Source organism: Streptomyces sp. NPDC007084 (assembly GCF_040703595.1).
GTDB lineage: Bacteria > Actinomycetota > Actinomycetes > Streptomycetales > Streptomycetaceae > Streptomyces.
Genome location: NZ_JBEYFY010000015.1, coordinates 69,177 through 84,794, shown reverse-complemented (window position 1 = coordinate 84,794; position 15,618 = coordinate 69,177). Strand labels below are relative to the sequence as shown.

The 15,618-nt window shown below is 71.3% G+C and carries 18 protein-coding genes; 7 read left to right on the top strand and 11 right to left on the bottom strand.

Features of this window, described 5'->3' with window-relative positions; translation table 11 throughout:
• Nucleotides 1-42: 42 nt before the first annotated feature.
• The 9 genes from AB0912_RS15560 to AB0912_RS15520 form a co-directional block, all read right to left on the bottom strand.
• Nucleotides 43-1,284, bottom strand: coding sequence for a hypothetical protein (locus AB0912_RS15560; protein WP_366699742.1), 1,242 nt, complete (start codon nucleotides 1,282-1,284; stop codon nucleotides 43-45).
• Nucleotides 1,281-1,751 carry a hypothetical protein gene (locus AB0912_RS15555; protein WP_366699740.1) on the bottom strand — a complete coding sequence of 157 codons (471 nt, stop codon included), beginning with the start codon at nucleotides 1,749-1,751 and terminating at the stop codon, nucleotides 1,281-1,283. The genes AB0912_RS15560 and AB0912_RS15555 overlap by 4 nt, the downstream gene beginning before the upstream one ends.
• An 11-nt stretch (nucleotides 1,752-1,762) precedes the next feature.
• Nucleotides 1,763-2,794, bottom strand: coding sequence for a hypothetical protein (locus AB0912_RS15550; RefSeq protein ID WP_366699738.1), 1,032 nt, complete (start codon nucleotides 2,792-2,794; stop codon nucleotides 1,763-1,765).
• On the bottom strand, nucleotides 2,791-2,976 hold the full coding sequence (locus AB0912_RS15545; RefSeq protein WP_366699736.1) for a hypothetical protein: 186 nt from the start codon (nucleotides 2,974-2,976) through the stop codon (nucleotides 2,791-2,793). The genes AB0912_RS15550 and AB0912_RS15545 overlap by 4 nt, the downstream gene beginning before the upstream one ends.
• A gap of 23 nt (nucleotides 2,977-2,999) precedes the next feature.
• Complete coding sequence (locus tag AB0912_RS15540) at nucleotides 3,000-4,988, bottom strand: DUF2637 domain-containing protein (protein ID WP_366699734.1); 1,989 nt, start codon at nucleotides 4,986-4,988, stop codon at nucleotides 3,000-3,002.
• Nucleotides 4,989-5,328: 340 nt separating this feature from the next.
• Nucleotides 5,329-6,378, bottom strand: coding sequence for a glycosyltransferase family 2 protein (locus AB0912_RS15535; RefSeq protein WP_366699732.1), 1,050 nt, complete (start codon nucleotides 6,376-6,378; stop codon nucleotides 5,329-5,331).
• A gap of 143 nt (nucleotides 6,379-6,521) precedes the next feature.
• Entirely contained in the window at nucleotides 6,522-6,692 is a 171-nt protein-coding gene (locus AB0912_RS15530; RefSeq protein WP_366699730.1) for a hypothetical protein, read from the bottom strand.
• Nucleotides 6,692-7,093 (bottom strand): hypothetical protein, encoded by a 402-nt coding sequence (locus AB0912_RS15525; protein WP_366699728.1) that lies wholly within the window; start codon nucleotides 7,091-7,093, stop codon nucleotides 6,692-6,694. The genes AB0912_RS15530 and AB0912_RS15525 overlap by 1 nt, the downstream gene beginning before the upstream one ends.
• Nucleotides 7,090-7,500 carry a hypothetical protein gene (locus AB0912_RS15520; protein ID WP_366699726.1) on the bottom strand — a complete coding sequence of 137 codons (411 nt, stop codon included), beginning with the start codon at nucleotides 7,498-7,500 and terminating at the stop codon, nucleotides 7,090-7,092. Before AB0912_RS15520 ends, AB0912_RS15525 begins: the two co-directional genes overlap by 4 nt.
• A gap of 185 nt (nucleotides 7,501-7,685) precedes the next feature.
• Between AB0912_RS15520 and AB0912_RS15515 the strand changes: the two genes are divergently transcribed.
• Nucleotides 7,686-8,024: a hypothetical protein gene (locus AB0912_RS15515; protein WP_366699724.1), complete on the top strand. Its 339-nt coding sequence runs from the start codon at nucleotides 7,686-7,688 to the stop codon at nucleotides 8,022-8,024.
• Between the two features lie 418 nt (nucleotides 8,025-8,442).
• Here AB0912_RS15515 and AB0912_RS15510 read toward each other — a convergent pair whose 3' ends face one another.
• The gene (locus AB0912_RS15510) at nucleotides 8,443-9,294 is read right to left on the bottom strand and encodes a Ku protein (RefSeq protein ID WP_366699722.1); all 852 of its coding nucleotides are present in this window, start codon (nucleotides 9,292-9,294) and stop codon (nucleotides 8,443-8,445) included.
• 529 nt (nucleotides 9,295-9,823) lie between these two features.
• On the opposite strand from AB0912_RS15510, the gene AB0912_RS15505 reads away from it, so the two are divergent.
• The 5 genes from AB0912_RS15505 to AB0912_RS15485 all read left to right on the top strand — a co-directional run bounded on the left by AB0912_RS15505 (nucleotide 9,824) and on the right by AB0912_RS15485 (nucleotide 14,638).
• Nucleotides 9,824-11,080: a TfuA domain-containing protein gene (locus tag AB0912_RS15505; protein WP_366699720.1), complete on the top strand. Its 1,257-nt coding sequence runs from the start codon at nucleotides 9,824-9,826 to the stop codon at nucleotides 11,078-11,080.
• A complete protein-coding gene (locus tag AB0912_RS15500; RefSeq protein WP_366699718.1) occupies nucleotides 11,073-12,215 on the top strand; it encodes a YcaO-like family protein in 1,143 nt (380 codons plus the stop codon). The genes AB0912_RS15505 and AB0912_RS15500 overlap by 8 nt, the downstream gene beginning before the upstream one ends.
• Complete coding sequence (locus AB0912_RS15495; RefSeq protein WP_366699716.1) at nucleotides 12,212-12,991, top strand: methyltransferase domain-containing protein; 780 nt, start codon at nucleotides 12,212-12,214, stop codon at nucleotides 12,989-12,991. The genes AB0912_RS15500 and AB0912_RS15495 overlap by 4 nt, the downstream gene beginning before the upstream one ends.
• A 33-nt stretch (nucleotides 12,992-13,024) precedes the next feature.
• A complete protein-coding gene (locus AB0912_RS15490) occupies nucleotides 13,025-14,041 on the top strand; it encodes an NAD(P)H-dependent glycerol-3-phosphate dehydrogenase (protein ID WP_366699897.1) in 1,017 nt (338 codons plus the stop codon).
• Nucleotides 14,042-14,239: 198 nt separating this feature from the next.
• Entirely contained in the window at nucleotides 14,240-14,638 is a 399-nt protein-coding gene (locus AB0912_RS15485) for a DUF6221 family protein (protein ID WP_366699714.1), read from the top strand.
• Nucleotides 14,639-14,927: 289 nt separating this feature from the next.
• Here AB0912_RS15485 and AB0912_RS15480 read toward each other — a convergent pair whose 3' ends face one another.
• Nucleotides 14,928-15,260: a helix-turn-helix transcriptional regulator gene (locus tag AB0912_RS15480; RefSeq protein ID WP_366699712.1), complete on the bottom strand. Its 333-nt coding sequence runs from the start codon at nucleotides 15,258-15,260 to the stop codon at nucleotides 14,928-14,930.
• A 147-nt stretch (nucleotides 15,261-15,407) separates the two neighbouring features.
• On the opposite strand from AB0912_RS15480, the gene AB0912_RS15475 reads away from it, so the two are divergent.
• On the top strand, nucleotides 15,408-15,614 hold the full coding sequence (locus AB0912_RS15475; RefSeq protein WP_366699710.1) for a hypothetical protein: 207 nt from the start codon (nucleotides 15,408-15,410) through the stop codon (nucleotides 15,612-15,614).
• The last annotated feature ends 4 nt before the right edge of the window (nucleotides 15,615-15,618 follow it).

Below are 15,618 nucleotides of genomic sequence, written 5' to 3'. Positions count from 1 at the left end.
CTCGCGTCCGGGTGTTGGTAGATAGGGGGTGGTAGATGGGTGCTAGATCGGGGCGGTAGATGGGCTCTCACCTGGGCGTCTGTCGCCTTTCAGGAGGGGGTGCGGGTGGACTTCGGGAGAGGGGCGTGCGGGAGCACTGGAGGGGGTGAGGGCGGGAGGTGAGTGCGCCCCCCGGCGGGGGTGGTGGAGCCGGGCCCGGAGGCCGGGCCTGCGGTCCCCCGAGGAGGGGGTCGCAGTGGCCTTGATCGCGGGTGGCGGGGCAGTGCTTTCGGCAGCCCGCCGGGGGGCGTCAGCCGGGGTGTCGGAGGGGCCGGCGGGAGGCGCCTCGAGGGTGCCGTGTTCGGCCTCGGGAAGCTCGTCGGAGGTCGGGTCGACGCGGTGATCGCTGACGTTGAACCGGTAGACGGCTTCAGCGAGTGGCATGCCCAGTGCGGCGGTGAGTTCGTCGACGTGGACCCCGTACGTGGGCCCCCGGTTCTTACTGCCGCGGATCTGCATGATCTTGACGGGGATGCCCAAGCGTTTGCAGTGCTCGCGGAGGCGGGTGACGTCCCAGTCGGGAGGAAAGCGGCCGGGCTCCTCGAGGAGCGTGCTGAGGTGTACGCCGCGGCGCCCTTCGGCGACGGCCTCCTGGACGCGGCTGATGACGTTGAGCCACAGCCAGTGCTCGGCCGCCCGCACTTCCGCCGGGTCGGGGCCGGCGTTCTGCTGCTCCTCGCCCTGCCCGTCCTCGCGCTGCTTGTCGTGATCGTTTGGGGGTGCGGCCCGGTACGCGGCCACGATCCACAGCACCACGCCTGTCGCGAAGATGGGCAGGGCCGCCGGCGCGAGGGCCCGCAACAGGGCTGCCAGGTAGGGGTGAAGGAAGACGTAGCCGACGACCACGGTGAACGCGCCGAGTCCGAGCTGCTCCAGCAGGTCCCACCCGGAGCGCTCCTTGGCTTTTGGCTCCTTCTCCGTTCCGTCCCCGCTGGGGGCCTTCGCCGCCTCGTCGGCGCCTTCGCTCCTGGGCTGCTCGCCGTCGTCCGACGTCCCGCCGGAATTCGCCTTGCCGTCGCCCTTCGCCGCAGTCTTCTTCCTGCCCTTGACGCTGCTCTTGCCGTTGCCCTTACGGTCCCGCTTGGCTGCAGCGCCGCCCTCCGGCGCGCCCTCGGAGAACGTGACCAGGAGGCGCCAGGCCCGGCCGGTCAGCACGGGGACGCGGCGCGCCAGGACCATGGATCCGGCGGCGACGTCGGCGCAGATCTCCCCGAGGGTGGGCAGGGGCTCCTTCTCTCGGCTCACGGGGTGAGGCCCTTAGTGATCAGGGAGACGAGGAGGCGGACGAGGTTGACGGGGATGGCCCAGAGCCCTCCGGCTTTGGCGAGGGTGGTCGCGGCGATCAGGCCGAAGATGACGGGCGGGAAACGCTTCGAGCCCCAGTCGGGTAGGAACGTGATCGCCACGCAGATGGCCGCAACTGCTCCGGCTCCCCAGTCGCCCATGGGGGATCCGGGGCCAAGGAGCCCGGTCGGCACGGAGTTGACGCCCTGCATGAGGTCGGCCCAGTTACTTCCTGCGGCCTCCCAGACGAGGCCGGTGACCAGGGCGAAAGCGCCGAGCCGGTCGTCGTCAGTGAGCTTGCTCCGCTTGTTGCCGCGGAGCCCGAGCAGCAGGTGGAACGCGAGATAGCCCGACAGGCCGGTGGAGGTCACCACACCGAAGATCTGGTGTCCCATGCCGGGGCCGGCGGCGAGGGTCGTGAGGGTCACGGCTTGGCCTTTCAGCGGGTGTTGCCGGGCGCGTACAGGGCGGTGGCGAGGAGTGCGGACGCGAGCGGGATGCGGGCGAGCCAGCGGAAGAGGAGGGGCTTGTGGCGGACGCGGGAGTCGATGAGCCACCACAGCCCGACGCACATGCCACCGGCGGTGAGCAGCAGGGATACGGCGGAGGCGCCGAGTCCCCACTGCTGGCCGTGGTCGTTGAGCCAGTCGACGGGCGCGGGCGCCATGCGCCGGCACAGCTCGCCTGCGCCCAGCGTCGCGAGGACCCGGGCGAGGCTCGGGACTGGGAAGATCCGCCCGATTTCGGGGCGGCCGAAGAGGCGCCAGGCTCCCCATCCGCCGGCGACGGCCAGGAGCAAGCTGACGGTGCCGACGGCGGCCTGCTCGGCTACCGGCAGGTAGACGCCGAGGAGTTGGACCAGGCCGAAGCCGTACCCCACGGCCGCGGCGCTGCCTGTGAATAGGGCGGGCTTGATGCGTGAGCGCCTGCCCTTCTTAACCGTCGCTCCGTCCGGAGCCTTGATTTTCGATGCTCCGCCGCCCAGGGAGACAGGCCTCCGCAGCTGAGTTCCACGGCCGGGCGCCTTGGGCTTCTTCTTCGCCCCGGCCTCGGCGGGCGGGGCGGGCTGCTCGTCGGCCTCCTCGCTGGCCGGTGGGTCGAGCTGCTCGTCGCAGACGAGGCACAACTGCGCGATCGTCTCGCCGTAGATGTTGTTCACAGGTACGGCGCGGGGGTGGCTGCACTCCGGCTCCCGCTCAGCGGCGGCCTCGTCGGCCTTCTCCGGGTGGAGGAGCCGGATGATCCAGCTCTCGCGGGCCTTGGTCTCTGCGGGGCGCTTGAGGACTGTCGGGAGCGGCCGGGGCGGCACGGTGGGCGGCACGGTGGGCTTCGGCGGGTTCGAGGGTGTGGCCGGGAGCGCAGGATTCTGCGGCTCGGCGGGCGGGGCGGGCTCGGTCGGAGGCACGTCCTGCTTCCGCTCCTGCTGGGCGTCCCAGTCTGCCCAGGCCTCCTCCGGGGTCCGGCCGGTCATGATGCGCCTGCCGTGATCGTCGTGAAGAGCGCGGCGAGGCTGATCAGGAAGAGCGCGAGGGCGTAGCCGGTGAAGCGGGGTCCGCCGACGAGGAGGAGGGCGTAGAAGATGGCGGCGCCGCCGATGAGGACGGCCATGAGGAACTCGAGCGTCAGGCGGTAGTCCACGGTTGCTCCGTTCATCGCTGGAGGGCTGGGCGGGGGGGTCAGGTTGTGATGCACGCGGGCTCAGGGAGCTCGTAGCCGGCCGCGATGAGCTGCGCGGCTTCCCTGCGGCGTTCGTGGGCGGTGGAGACCGCTACGCCGAGCATGCTGGCGATGGTGTTGAGGTCGATGGCCTCGGGGTCGCCGGCGCCGTCGGTGAGGATCATTCGGGCGACCCTGCGGGCGTCGCGCTCACTGGGCTTCAGGCGGGCGGCGTCCTCGGCTTCGACGGCGTGGCGCTCCATTTCGGCGATACGGAGGCGCGTTTCGGCGGCAGCCGCCCGGGAGGCTTCGGCGGCCTCCTGGTCGATCGTGGTCTGGAGTTCCCGGGCGGCCGCGGCGGCGGCCGTTTCGGTGGCCCGGAGCGCCGTTTCGGCGGCAGCGGCTTCCGTTTCGGCAGCAAGCCGGGCGGTTTCGGCAGCAGCCTTCCGGCGTTCGGCGGCGCGCTCCTCGGCGGCCGCTGTCTCCTCGAGCCGGCGCGCGTCTTCGAGGGCCCGGGCGGCGGCGGCGCGCTGCTCGGCGGTGAGCTGCTCCTGCGTTTCGGCGGCGCGGCGCTTCGCTTCGGCGGCAGCCGCTTCCGTTTCGGAGGTCCGCTTTGCGTCTTCTGCGGCCTTCGCTTCGGCGGCGCGGGTTTCGGCCAGGGCGCGGGCAGTGTCCTCGGCAGCCCGGGCCGCTGTGCGGCGGGCGTCGGCGGCGCGCTCTGCGGAGCGGGCTGCTTCCTCGTCGGCGGCCGCGGCCGCCGCGCGGTCCTCGGCTGCCTGCTTCGCGGCAGCGGCGGCGGCCGCGGACTCGAGGGCCTCCGCCTCCTGGACAGCGACACGCTCCTGGGCCGCGGCGACGGCGGCGGCCTTGGCGTGTGCACTGCGGGAAGCGACGGTAGCGACCGACGCCCGGGCATCCGCCTTCTGCCGCGCCTCGGCGACCTCGGCCTGCTTGTTGAGGCGGGCGATTTCCTGGTCACCGGCCCGGAGTTCAGCCTGGAGCGTCTCGTCCTCCTCGCGCTCCTGCTCTGCCTGGGCGCGCCGCTGCTCCTCGTCGCGGGCCTGCTGCGGGATGGCGAGTGCCTCGTCGACGGTGAGGCCGTACGGCGCGAGGATCATCGGGAGCCGCTCGTCCATCGGCGCGGACTTCCAGCCCGCGCGGTACCACTTCCCCTTCGGGTACTCGCGGTCGAGCGCTGCCCGGTAGATGAGCAGGTCACGGCGCCTATCTACCGTCTCGCGGTAGGAGCCGATCCCGTGGATCACCATCCGCCGGAACATGAGGAAGCTGCCGAGCGGCGCGAGGAGCCAGCGCTCGAGCGGGACGCCGTCGCGGCGGGTGCCGGCGGCGATGTCCTCGGCTCGGGTGACCTGGACGATGACGCGGCGGGCGGCCTCGACGGCGATCACGAACATGACGGGAATGACGGCGTGCATGCCGACACCGACGAGGTCCTGGCGCCAGGGCCGGTCGCCCGAGGAGGCGTTGAAAACGATCGTGGCCGCGGTGAATCCGTGGGCCGCAAGCCGGAGGATGGGCCAGCGGATCCGGCGGTGCGTGAGGACGAGATCGAGGGCGTAGAGGACGACGATGCCGACGTCGACGCCGATCGGGAAGACCCGCGCGAACTCGCCAAAATGGTGCGCCTCGCCGAGCTTGACGAGGGCGCGGTAGGAGCCGGTGAAGCCGATCGCGGCGAGGAGCAGGCCGCCGACGGTCGCGACGACGTTGAGCCCCTGGCGGGCTGCTGTCGAAACGGCGTCGGCTGTCGTCGAAACGGCCCGGCCTGTTGTCGAATCCGACATGGCTGCGGTGTCTGCGCCCGAAATGGCCTTCCCGGCCAGCGCCGCCGCACGGCGCCGGCCGATGGCTGAGGACGCGGTTGACGGCCGGGTGGGCCGGTGTGCGGCTGCCCGAGCCGGAACGGTGAGGGCTGTTGTCGAAACGGCCGTGGCTGCTCCCGAAACGGTGTTTCGGGACCAGGGCCAAAGGCGCTTCACGGTCTTCATCGGACCTTCCAGGGCGAGACAGTGCGGGACGGACGACGCGGCCTCAAAACGCCGTCGGGGAGGGCCAGAGCCGGGACCCGCGGAGAGGCGGGGCCCGGCGGTGGGCAGCGTCAGCCGCGGTTGCGGCGGGGGCGGCCGAGCTTCCAGAGGGACATGCCGGCGGCGACGAGCGTGGTGGCCGCGACGACCCAGCTCAGGGTGTTCAGGCCGGTGCTGGCCATGGCGGCCGCTCCGGTTCCACCGATTCCTCCGCCGACGATGACTCCGTACATGACTGGTGGACCTTTCAGTAGCGGGCTCACGCCGGTTGCACGAGCCCGGGCTTGGGGGGGGTGAGGGGTCAGGTAGCGACCCACAGCTCCTCACGGCGCAGCGCCAGGTCGAGGAGCGCGCGGAAATAGACGGCGTGCTGGAAGAGGTCGTAGGCGAGTTCAACCACGAGGACGCAGGCGAGGAGGCGGGCGCGCCAGCCCGCGTGCCATACGGAGACGACCTTCTCGACGACGAAGATCCCGCCAATCGCGGTCCAGAACGGGTCCACGCCGATCTCGCCGAGGTAGCACAGCTCCAGCGCGACGAACGAGAGGTACAGGGCGAACGCGATGGCGCCGAGGCCCATCATGATCTGCTTGCCGACGTACGGAGCGGTGACCTTGGTGAGGCCGTAGTCGCGGAGGTTCTCCAGGGCACCGCGCTGCCAGCGCAGCCGCTGGTCCCACAGGGCGCGGGGCGTGGTCATGACCTCGGTCGTCACCGTGCACGCGGCCGGCGACATGGTGCGGTAGCCGAGTGTCTTGACGGCCTTGGTGATCTCGTCGTCTTCGGTGAGGGAGGCGAGGCTGTAGTAGGAGGCGCCTCCGCCGAGTTGACCGGCCAGGCGAGCGGCCTTGACTTGCTTGAGGACGCGGACCCGGAACAAGCTGGCGGTACCGGTAAGGACGACGGCCTTGCCGCCGTTACGGGCGATCTCCCAGGCGTAGCGCTGGTACTCGTTCCGCTGCAACTGGCCGAGGAGGCCTCCGCCTTCCTCGCCGTAGAAGACGCCCCCGACCGCGCCCACACGGCGGCGCATCGCCGCAGCGGCATGCTCGACGAAGCCGGGGGTGAGGACGGTGTCGGCGTCCTGGATGAGGACCAGGTCGTCGTCACCCAGCGTGGGCAGGAGCTGTTCCAGTGCCTCGTTGAGGGCGCCGGCCTTCATGCCTTCGATCCCGTGCAAGTCCAGGACCCACGCTCCCGAGTCTTGCGCTGCCTCGCGGGTGGCGCCCGAGTCCGTGCAGTTGTTCGTTACCGCAATCACCTGGTCCGGGACGCGGGTCTGCGCGTGGAGTCCGTCGATCGCGGCACCGATGCGGTCGCCCTCGTTCCGGGCCGGGATCAACGCGATCACACGCGGGCCATCGTGGTGAGATGCCGGCGCCCGGTCCGTGAGCTGCATGGGAATCGTCATCAGGTCTGAGTCCAAGGCTTGGGGGATGGGGGTGGAGGGCCGGGCCAGCGCCGCGCTGGCCCGGCGACCTCCTGTGGAGAGGGTCAGAACGGCCAGCGCGGCTTCCAGTCGCGGCCGCCAGCCTCTCGGTGGTGCTTCGCGGACTCGCCGCCCTTCGAGCGGCTCTTCTTCTTCGCGGCCTTCTCGCGCTCGGCGGTGCTCGGGGTCGAGGCGTACGGGTTGGCCTTGGCCAGCCGGCGCTCAAGGCGGCCCATCAGTCGTGCCCGCCGAGCGGAGGTTGCGGCTTGACGAGTTCGGCGACCGCGACGAACTCGCGCCAGCACCTCTCCTCCTGACCGGGCGTGAGGGCCGGCTCCCAGTCGGCGACGGCCTCGACCGGACCAACCCCCTCCACGTCGACGGTGAGAGTCAGCTCGATGACCACCTGCGTGATCCCGTCCGGGCCGGTGCGCTCGGTCTGCAAGAGGGAGATGGCTCCCCCCGCCGTGGCGTGGATGTCCCGGAGGCCCAGGACGTCCCACACGACAAGGCGGGTGGGCGTCTCGCCCAGTTCGGGGCGCGGGGCATGCGCGCTGATGTTCGGGATGCCGAGGGCCTCGCCGATCGCGGCGGCGTAGCCGGGGGTCTGCGCCTGCTCGGGCGCTGCGCTGTTCATCGGCCGTCACCGGGTACGAGTCCGGCGTCCTGGAGGTCGCCGAGGATCCGCTCCAGGCAGTCGCTCAGCGCTTCGAGCGCCCGGGTGCTGCGGGCGGGGTCCGTGGAGCCGTAGACGGTGCCGAACTGGTCCAGCGTCTTGCGGGCGTCGCGCTCCGCCGGGCTGACGGGACGGTGCTCGAGCTGGAGGGAGTCGCAGAGCTGGCGGAGCGCGGTCCGGTGGCCGATGAGGGCGCCGGTGACGATGTGCGGACTGTCGCCACCCCGGACGCCGTCGTAGAGGGTCTGGGCCCGGCGGGCGGTGGGGATCGTGGCCGAGAGCGGTGCCGGCTGCGGCAGGAGGAATCGGCGGGGGCGCCCCGCCTCGGGGGTGAAGCGAGCTTGCGGGGACTGGGTAGTGTCGGGCATGCCTGCCCTTTCGTCGCTGTGAGGGTGGGCCCCCCGACCCATATGGGCCTGCCAGCCCGGGCCGGGGGTTTTGCGTAGTAGCGCGGGCGTCAACCCGAGCTATGTACGGTGACCGTACACCAAAAGCGTACGGTCACCGTACAGTCTTGGAAAGAGCCCGCCCAGATTCGAGAAAGGGCGCCGGCGTGAGCGACGAGGAGGTACGGCGAGTGTTCGAGGCGCTCGATGCCGTCGAGGCCATCACGGACCCGGAGGCGCGGTCGCGCGCACAAAGCCAGGTCACGGCCGAGGTACGGGAGCGGAGTTCGCGCTGGATGAAGGAGCGCACCACCCTCGCGAACCGGATCAAACAGGAGGAGGGCGAGAAGGCCACCATCCGAGGCCTTTCAAAGCGCCTGGGGGTCGCCCCCGGAACGGTGCAGGACATGCTCGACGGGTACCGGGGGTCCGGACAGCGCCGGTCACCGACGGCTCGACGTAAGGGCAGGGCGGCCGAGTCGCCCCCCGAGCCCGATCAGCCGTAACGCCGCTGCGGCAGGGGTCCGCCACTCGGACCGAGTGGATGTGGCTCAACGTCATCAGCCGCGTCCAGGAGGCCGTCGCCGAAGGGCGCCGCGGCGTACACCTCAGCCGGGGGGGGTTGGGGCCCGCACGTGGCCCCGTGGGCCCCACCCCTGCCGCAGCCTCGCCGGCCCCACGCGCGGACCATGGGTCCGGGCCACGAGGCCACGGTTCATGAGGTCGCGAGACAGAACCCGGGCGCCTGTCTATGCGGCGATCCTCGCCGACCTGGAAGAACTCGCGAAATCGCTCAACATGCAGGCGATTCAGGCCCTGGCGGAGGCGGGCCCCGACGCGGCCCCATAGCGTGTCGATCTATGGACCGGGGGCCCGCGGCCCCCAGGCGGGGCGTATCGACTCGGTGGCCCGTGATGCGGCGCCTCAGGCGCTCTTCGGCTTCCGGGCCTTCTTCGCGGTGGCCTTCTTCGACATGTCATGGACGGTGGCGTCCTCACCGCGGGACTCCTGGGCCTTCGCCACGGACTCCTTCAGGGCGGCCATCAGGTCCACGACCTTCCCCGGCCGTTTCGGCGCCTCGGCCGCCGGTTCGCGGTGCTCACGCTTCAGCTCCAGCATTTCCTCTACGGCTTCCGTGTACCGGTCGGTGAAGTCCGGGCCGTCGAGGCCGTCGCGGGTGAGGCGGTCGATGAGGTGTTCGGCCTCGGCGATCTCGGCGGCGGTGAGCTTCACCTCGTCCGGGCGGAGTTCGGAGGGGTCGCGGATCTCGTCGTCCCAGTGCAGGGCGTGGAGCACGATGATGTTGTCCCGTACGCGGAGAAGGCCGAGGCGCTCCCGGCCTGACCAGGCAAATTTGGCGACGGCGACCTTCGACGAGCGCTCCAGGGCCTTCCGGAGCAGCACGTACGGCTTAGCGGCGACCTGGTTGTCCGGCTGGAGGTAGTAGCCGTCGCCGAGGCGGATGGGGTCGATGCTGTCGGCGGGGACGAAAGCTTCGATCTCGATCGCCTTCGCCGTGGGCAGGGGCATCTCGCGCAGCTCGGAGTCGAGGACCGGGATGATCGTGTCCTGGTCGAGCTGGTAGCCCTTGCCGATCTCGGTGGTGGGGACCTCGCGGTTCTCCAGTTCGCACACTTTGCGGTTCCGGACGCGCCCCAGGTCCTTCAGGTGGATCCGGTGGAAGTGAACGGAGTGGTCCTCGGTCGCGCTCAGCACGCGGATGGGGACCGTGACCAGGCCGAAGCTGATGGCGCCTGACCAGACGGTTCGGGGCATGGGAGACCTCCGTGACGTGCCCCGAGAACGTCAGACTACGAGCGGAAGAGGGGGGACGCATGCGGGTAAGCGCCAGTTCTCCCCGCACTGACCGGGCACCGCTGCACGTCGTGTCAGCCGATGAATGTGACCGCTGCGGCGCATTCGTCAGCACGTCACGCACCGGCCATTGACTCTCGTGCGCCCCCTCTAAGTAACCGTTCGGGTTGCTCCGTTCACGTTCGGTGCGTCAGGTTGGATGCCTGGCAGGCGAGGGGTCTGCCGATCGTGTGTGCTTCAGGAGGATTCCCGTGGACCTGTCGAAGTCCGAGGTAGCGGTGCTAGCGGTGCTCGTTACGCAGGAGGTTGGACCGATCGACGCTCCGGTCGTCCCGGTGCGGATCGAGGACGTGGAGGACGAGTTCTGATCCCCGCGAGCCGGATCGCGCCCTGACCAGCGTGCGACCGGTTCGTCCACAACGAGTGCTCCGATGCCTGCAGGTGTCGGAGCACTTCCTCGTTCTGGCAGTTCACTCGGGAGGGGTGCTTGATGATCCACGTGTACAGCGGGCCGACGCTGGGGGCCGATGACCCGGTCCTCGCCGGTCCGGGTATCCGGTGGCGGCCACCGGCGCGGCATGGTGACTTCTTTGATCCGGCGATCGCCGACACGGACACGGTCGTCCTGGTCGACGGGCTCTACCACCAGGCGCCGGCGGTCCGTCACAAGGAGCTCCTGGCGCTCTTGGCGCGCGGGGTGCGCGTGATCGGGGCGGCGAGTATCGGCGCGCTGCGGGCCGCCGAGCTCCACCCGTATGGGATGGAGGGCGTGGGGGCGGTCTATGAGCTGTACCGGGCCGGGACGCTGACGGCGGACGATGAGGTCGCCGTTGGCCAGGACCCGGTCGACGGGCGGGCGCTGACGTGGCCGTTGGTGAACCTCCGTCACGTCCTGGGACTGGCCGCGGCCGAGGGTGTTCTCCCGCCGGGCCCGCGGTCAGCCGACCGGCTCCTCGCAGGGTTGCGAGGCGTGTACTACGCGCAGAGGACACCTGCCGCGGTCCGGGCTCTGTGCCGCCGGATGGGCGCCGGGCCGTTCGTGGAGTGGCTCGACGGGCGGCGGACGGCCGATCCGCGGTTCGGGGACCTGAAGCACTCCGACGCGGTCGCCGCGGTGAGGGTCGCGCTCGCGGGCGGCCGCCGCGGCCGGGAGGCTGTGCCGGCGGTCTGGGATACGGCGTACTTCCGGCGGTGGCGGGACCACTTCGCCGCGCAGGAGCTGGACGGTGTGCCGGTGCCGACGAGGCTGCGGGTGCTGTATCAGCAGGTGTTCGATCCGGGGTTCGCGGCGGTGTGGCGCGTCTACCTCGAGCGGTGCTCTCTTTTCCCGCCGGAGGGCGGCCGGGGCCGGCGGCTGAGCGACCGGACACGGGAGCTCACCGGTGAGGCGGACGCGAGCCTGCTGCAGGCCGTGTTCCGGATCGAGCCGGACCGGTGTGACGGCTCAGCGGTCAACGTTCTCCTGGCCCGGGAGACATCGGCGGACCGTACCGCGGTCGCCCGGTACGCCGCGGCGATCGAGCGGGCCCGTCAGGAGGTGCCGGGGTTCACGGTCGAGGGCGTACGGGACGACGTCGCCGCGCGGATGCTGGCCGCGGTGTGGCAGTGCGGCGACGCCGGCGTCGAGGAGCAGGCGCGGGCGCGGGGCCTTCGGGGTGCCGGTCACGCGGTCGAGGAAGTGAAGGCGCTGGTGCCGGGGTTCGTAGAGGACCAGCGGCGCGTGGAGGGTGGGCTGGTCCGTGGCTGACGACGTGGTGGTCCTTGACGGGACGGTACGCTCGCGGGCGCCCGAGGAGACGTGGGCGGCGCTGGAGCCGTGGCTGGAGCGGTGCGGGATCAGCCGGGTCGCGGACCTGACGGGGCTGGACTATCTCGGGGTGCCGGTGTGGACGGCGATCCGGCCCGGAGCACTCACGCTGACCGCGTCGCAGGGCAAGGGGGCGACCGGGCGGCTCGCGGCGATCTCGGCGGTGATGGAGTCGGTCGAGCTGTGGCACGCCGAACAGGAGTTGCCGGTCGACCGGGTGGGAGCGGCGCGGGCGTTGGGGCTGCCGTATCCGCTGCTGTCGCTGCCCCTACGGGAGCGGCACCCCGGGCTCGGGGACGTGCCACTGGAGTGGACGACGGGCCTGGGCCTGGTGAGCGGCCGTCGCGTTCTGGTGCCCGTCGACCTGGTGCAGCGGCGCGTGCCGAGCATGTGGCGGCCGGCTGTGTTCCGGGCGACGAGCACCGGCCTGGCGTGCGGGAACAGCGCGGAGGAGGCGGTGCTGCACGGCGTGTACGAGGTGATGGAGCGGCACACGCTTCACCTCGACGAGAAGACCGGAGGGGAGCTGCGAACGGTCGTCGACCCTGACAGCGTCGAGGCGCCGTACGCGGCAGAGTTGATCGAGCGCGTGCGGGCGGCGGGCGTCGTACTGGAGCTGCTGGTCGTGGAGAGCCCGTACGGGTTGCCTGTGTGCCTGGCGTACCTGTGGTCGGAGGACATTCCGCTCTGGTTCGCTGGGTCCGGCTGCCACCACGATCCGCACATCGCGCTGACCCGGGCCATTACGGAGGCGGCGCAGTCCCGCCTGACGTGCATCGCCGGTACGCGTGACGATCTGCCGTCCGAGGAGGAGTCCTTCGCTGCCGGGCAGGCGCTGCCCCCGGCCGTCGGGGGCCCGTCGGGGGCCGCATGGGAGACGTTGTTCGCCGACGTCGGCGGTACGGCCGGCGGCCCGCTGCGGGGACGTGCGGAGGGCGCGGTCCGGCTCGTGGAGGCGGTGACCGGGTACGAGCCGATCATGGTCACCCTGTCGGAGCCCGAGGCGCCGTTCACGGCTGTCAAGATCATCGCTCCGGGGGCGACGTCCCGGACACGTCGGGCGATCCCCCGGTGAACGGCAGCACGGAGCGCGAGGAGCTGCTCGCCGCGCACTTCGACGCGTTCCACACGGCCCGTGCCGGCAGCGGCTTCGTGTCGGCGCTGTACGCGGAGGCGATGGGCGACGCCTACCCGGCGGACGTCGCGCCGTACAGCTCGTGCGACCGGCAGCTCCTCGAGACCGCGGCGGCCCGTCTGCAGCTCCGGCCGGGCGAGGACCTGGCGGACGTCGGCTGCGGGACGGGCGGTGTCGGCCTGTGGCTGGCGCGGGAGCTCCGCGCACGGCTTACGGGCCTGGACATCTCTCCGGCCGCTGTACGGATCGCGGCCGCCCGGGCCGCGGGGTTCGTGCCGGCCGCGCGGGCGGTGTTCCTCACGGGGACGCTCGAGGCGACCGGCCTGCGCGACGGGGTGGTCGACGGGGTCGTCTGCGTGGACGCGCTGGCGAATGCCAGCGACCGCGTCCAGGCGCTCGCCGAGTTCGGCAGGGTCCTACGCCCGGGCGGCCGGGCGGTGATGACGCGGGCCGGGGCGTCCGGGCTCCGGCAGACGGTGACCGAGCAGGCGTACGCGGCCGGCCTGGAGCTGGAGTTCGTCGACGAGCGGCCGGGCGAGCCAGCGATGTGGGGGCGCCTGTACCGGCTGTGGCAGGCCCGCGCGGTGGACCTTCGGCGTGAGCTGGGCGATGTCCAAGCCGACGGGATGTTGCGGGAGGCGGAGCGGATGCTGCCCCGTCTCGCCGGGAGGGAGGCGCTGGTGGTGACGCTCCGGAAGCCGGGGGGTGGCGGATAGGGTCACCGGGTCAGGGTTCGGGACGTGGATGGAGTGTGTCGGGTGGCTCGGGTTGCAGTGCTCTCCGCGGGGTCGTGGGGGACGACGATGGCGAAGGTGTTCGCCGACGCCGGCAGCGACGTCGTTGTCCACGCGCGACGCGATGAGGTCGCCGACGCCATCAACGGGCGGCACCAGAACCCTCGGTACCTGCCCGATGTCCTCCTGCCACCCCGCCTCCGGGCAACGACGAGCGCGACCGAGGCCCTGGCCGGCGCGGCGTACGTGGTGCTGTCCATCCCCGCTCAGACGCTGCGGGAGAACCTCGCCGCCTGGGCCCCCCACATCGGCGCGGACGCGGTCGTCGTAAGCCTGATGAAGGGCATCGAGACACACTCCGGGCTCCGCATGTCCGAGGTGATCGGCGAGGTGACGGGAATCCCGGCCGAGCGGATCGCCGTGCTGTCCGGGCCGAACCTCGCCCGGGAGATCGCGGGCGGCCAGCCGGCGGCGTCCGTCATCGCCTGCCCGGACGAGACCGCGGCCGCCGTGCTGCAGGCTGCCTGCCACACCCCGTACTTCCGCCCATACACATCGACGGACGTAGCGGGCTGCGAACTCGGCGGGGCGACGAAGAACGTCATCGCCCTCGCTGTCGGGCTGGCCGCCGGCCTGGGCCTGGGCGACAACGCCCGGGCTCTGCTCATCACCCGCGGCCTCGCGGAGACCGCCCGGCTCGGCGCCACGATGGGCGCCGACCCGCTGACGTTCTCCGGGCTTGCCGGGGCTGGCGATCTCATCGCCACCTGCTCCTCACCGCTGTCCAGGAACCGGACTTTCGGCGAGCACCTGGGACAGGGCATGACCGTCAACGAGGCAGCCGAAGCGACGGGCCAGACCGCCGAGGGCGTGAAATCCTGCCGGGCGCTCCTCGACCTGGCCCGGGCACATGACGTCGAAATGCCGATCACGGAGGTCGTCGCCTCGGTGATCGACGGTACGGCCACGGTCAAGGAAGCCGCGGCGGCGCTGATGTCGCGGTCCCCGAAGCCGGAGCATTACGGAGCCTGAGGTGCTCCGTTGTAGGGGGTATGAGCCACCGTCCGTACCCCCGCGCAGACCGCGCTCTGCATCAGGTCGACCGACACGACGAGGAGACCCCGCCACGCTCCGACTCTCCGCCCGGGCGAGAAGCCGATCACGTGAGGAACACGGTGGCGCGTCGGGGACTGGAGCAGGCGGGGTACGGGCCGCGGTCGGAGGCGTCGGATGGATGACCTGATCATCGAGTGGCTCGGCGCGCAGCTCGACGAAGACCAGCGGATCGTGTCGCGTGCCCTTGATCACGTCGATGCCGAATGGCGGCTGGACGCGGCGAGAAACGTGGTGCTCTGCCGCCGCCTGACCGTATCCGGGCGGCAGTCGACCCCGGTGACGGCGATCGAGTGGAGGTATCCGAGGGTGGGCGCGCCGGCGCTTGCGCCGCACGTGGCCGAGCATGATCCGGCCCGGGTACTGCGAGAGATCGACGCCAAGCGGCGCATGATCGGCAGGATCAACAGCCACGCCACGATGATGGGGTGGGACGAGGTACACGGTGACCTGTTGCGCCTGCTGGCTGCCCCCTATGCGCACCGCCCTGGTTACCGCGAGGAATGGCGGCCGTGAACGACGACATGCACCCGTGGCGGAACTAGAAGGGGCCCTTCACTCGAACGAGTGAAGGGCGCCGCGCGGGCCACGTCAATCGCCACCGTGGTCCTACTGTTTGCCGCAGGCCCGGCGGACGGGATCGCAACCACTACGGCGAGTGTGTGCACAGCATCATCAAGTGCACACACCGTCCTGCGGCACAGGTGGAACGTGCTGCGACCCAAGTGGTCCACGCCGCCGGGCCGCTTAACACGACGATGCCCCCGACCGATGTGGTCGGGGGCATCGTCATGCCATCAGAGAATCAGCCAGCGAGGCGGCCAGCGACGCGCTGCATGACCATGCCGCGCCACGACTCAGGCAGAGGGCGACCGAAAACGCCGCCGTCGGACACGTCCGCGAGGCACAGCCGCCGATCCTGGCGGGCCCGACGGGTGAGGGCCTCGACAATGCCGTTGGTGTACGCAACGAGCCGATCAACAGCCTCGCCGATCTCGGGCGGAACGACGCTGCTGCCGGACTCCCAGCGGATAATCGCGTCGGGGGTTGAGTCGACGTGTTCGGCGAGCTGGTGTCGGCTGAGGCCGAGTGCGGTGCGGGCGGCGGCGAGGTCGGCGGCAGTGACGGGTGCGGGCATTTGTCCCCCCTCGGGTTGGTCTTGGTTCAGGCTGCCCTGGTTCGGGTGTGGGTAAGGAAAAATTTCCGCTTGCTGCCCACTGCTGCCCATCGGGGTCGAGGAGTAGTCCAGCGCGCGCCCGCCCGGCCCTGGGGCGAGGCTGGAGACATGACCCCGGTGACCGTGTACCCGCCCGATGAGGCTGGCGGCCGACGTGTCCGCGCGGGCGAGGCCATCCTCGGCCGCGCGTTCTCCGTACGGGACGTGGCGGCGCTGCTCCAGACCGCCGGCCTTCAGGACGCGGACGAGATGACCGTGGTCCGCGCGGAGTGGATCGAGTGGCGTGGTGGTGGTCCCGAGGTCTGGACGCACTGACTCC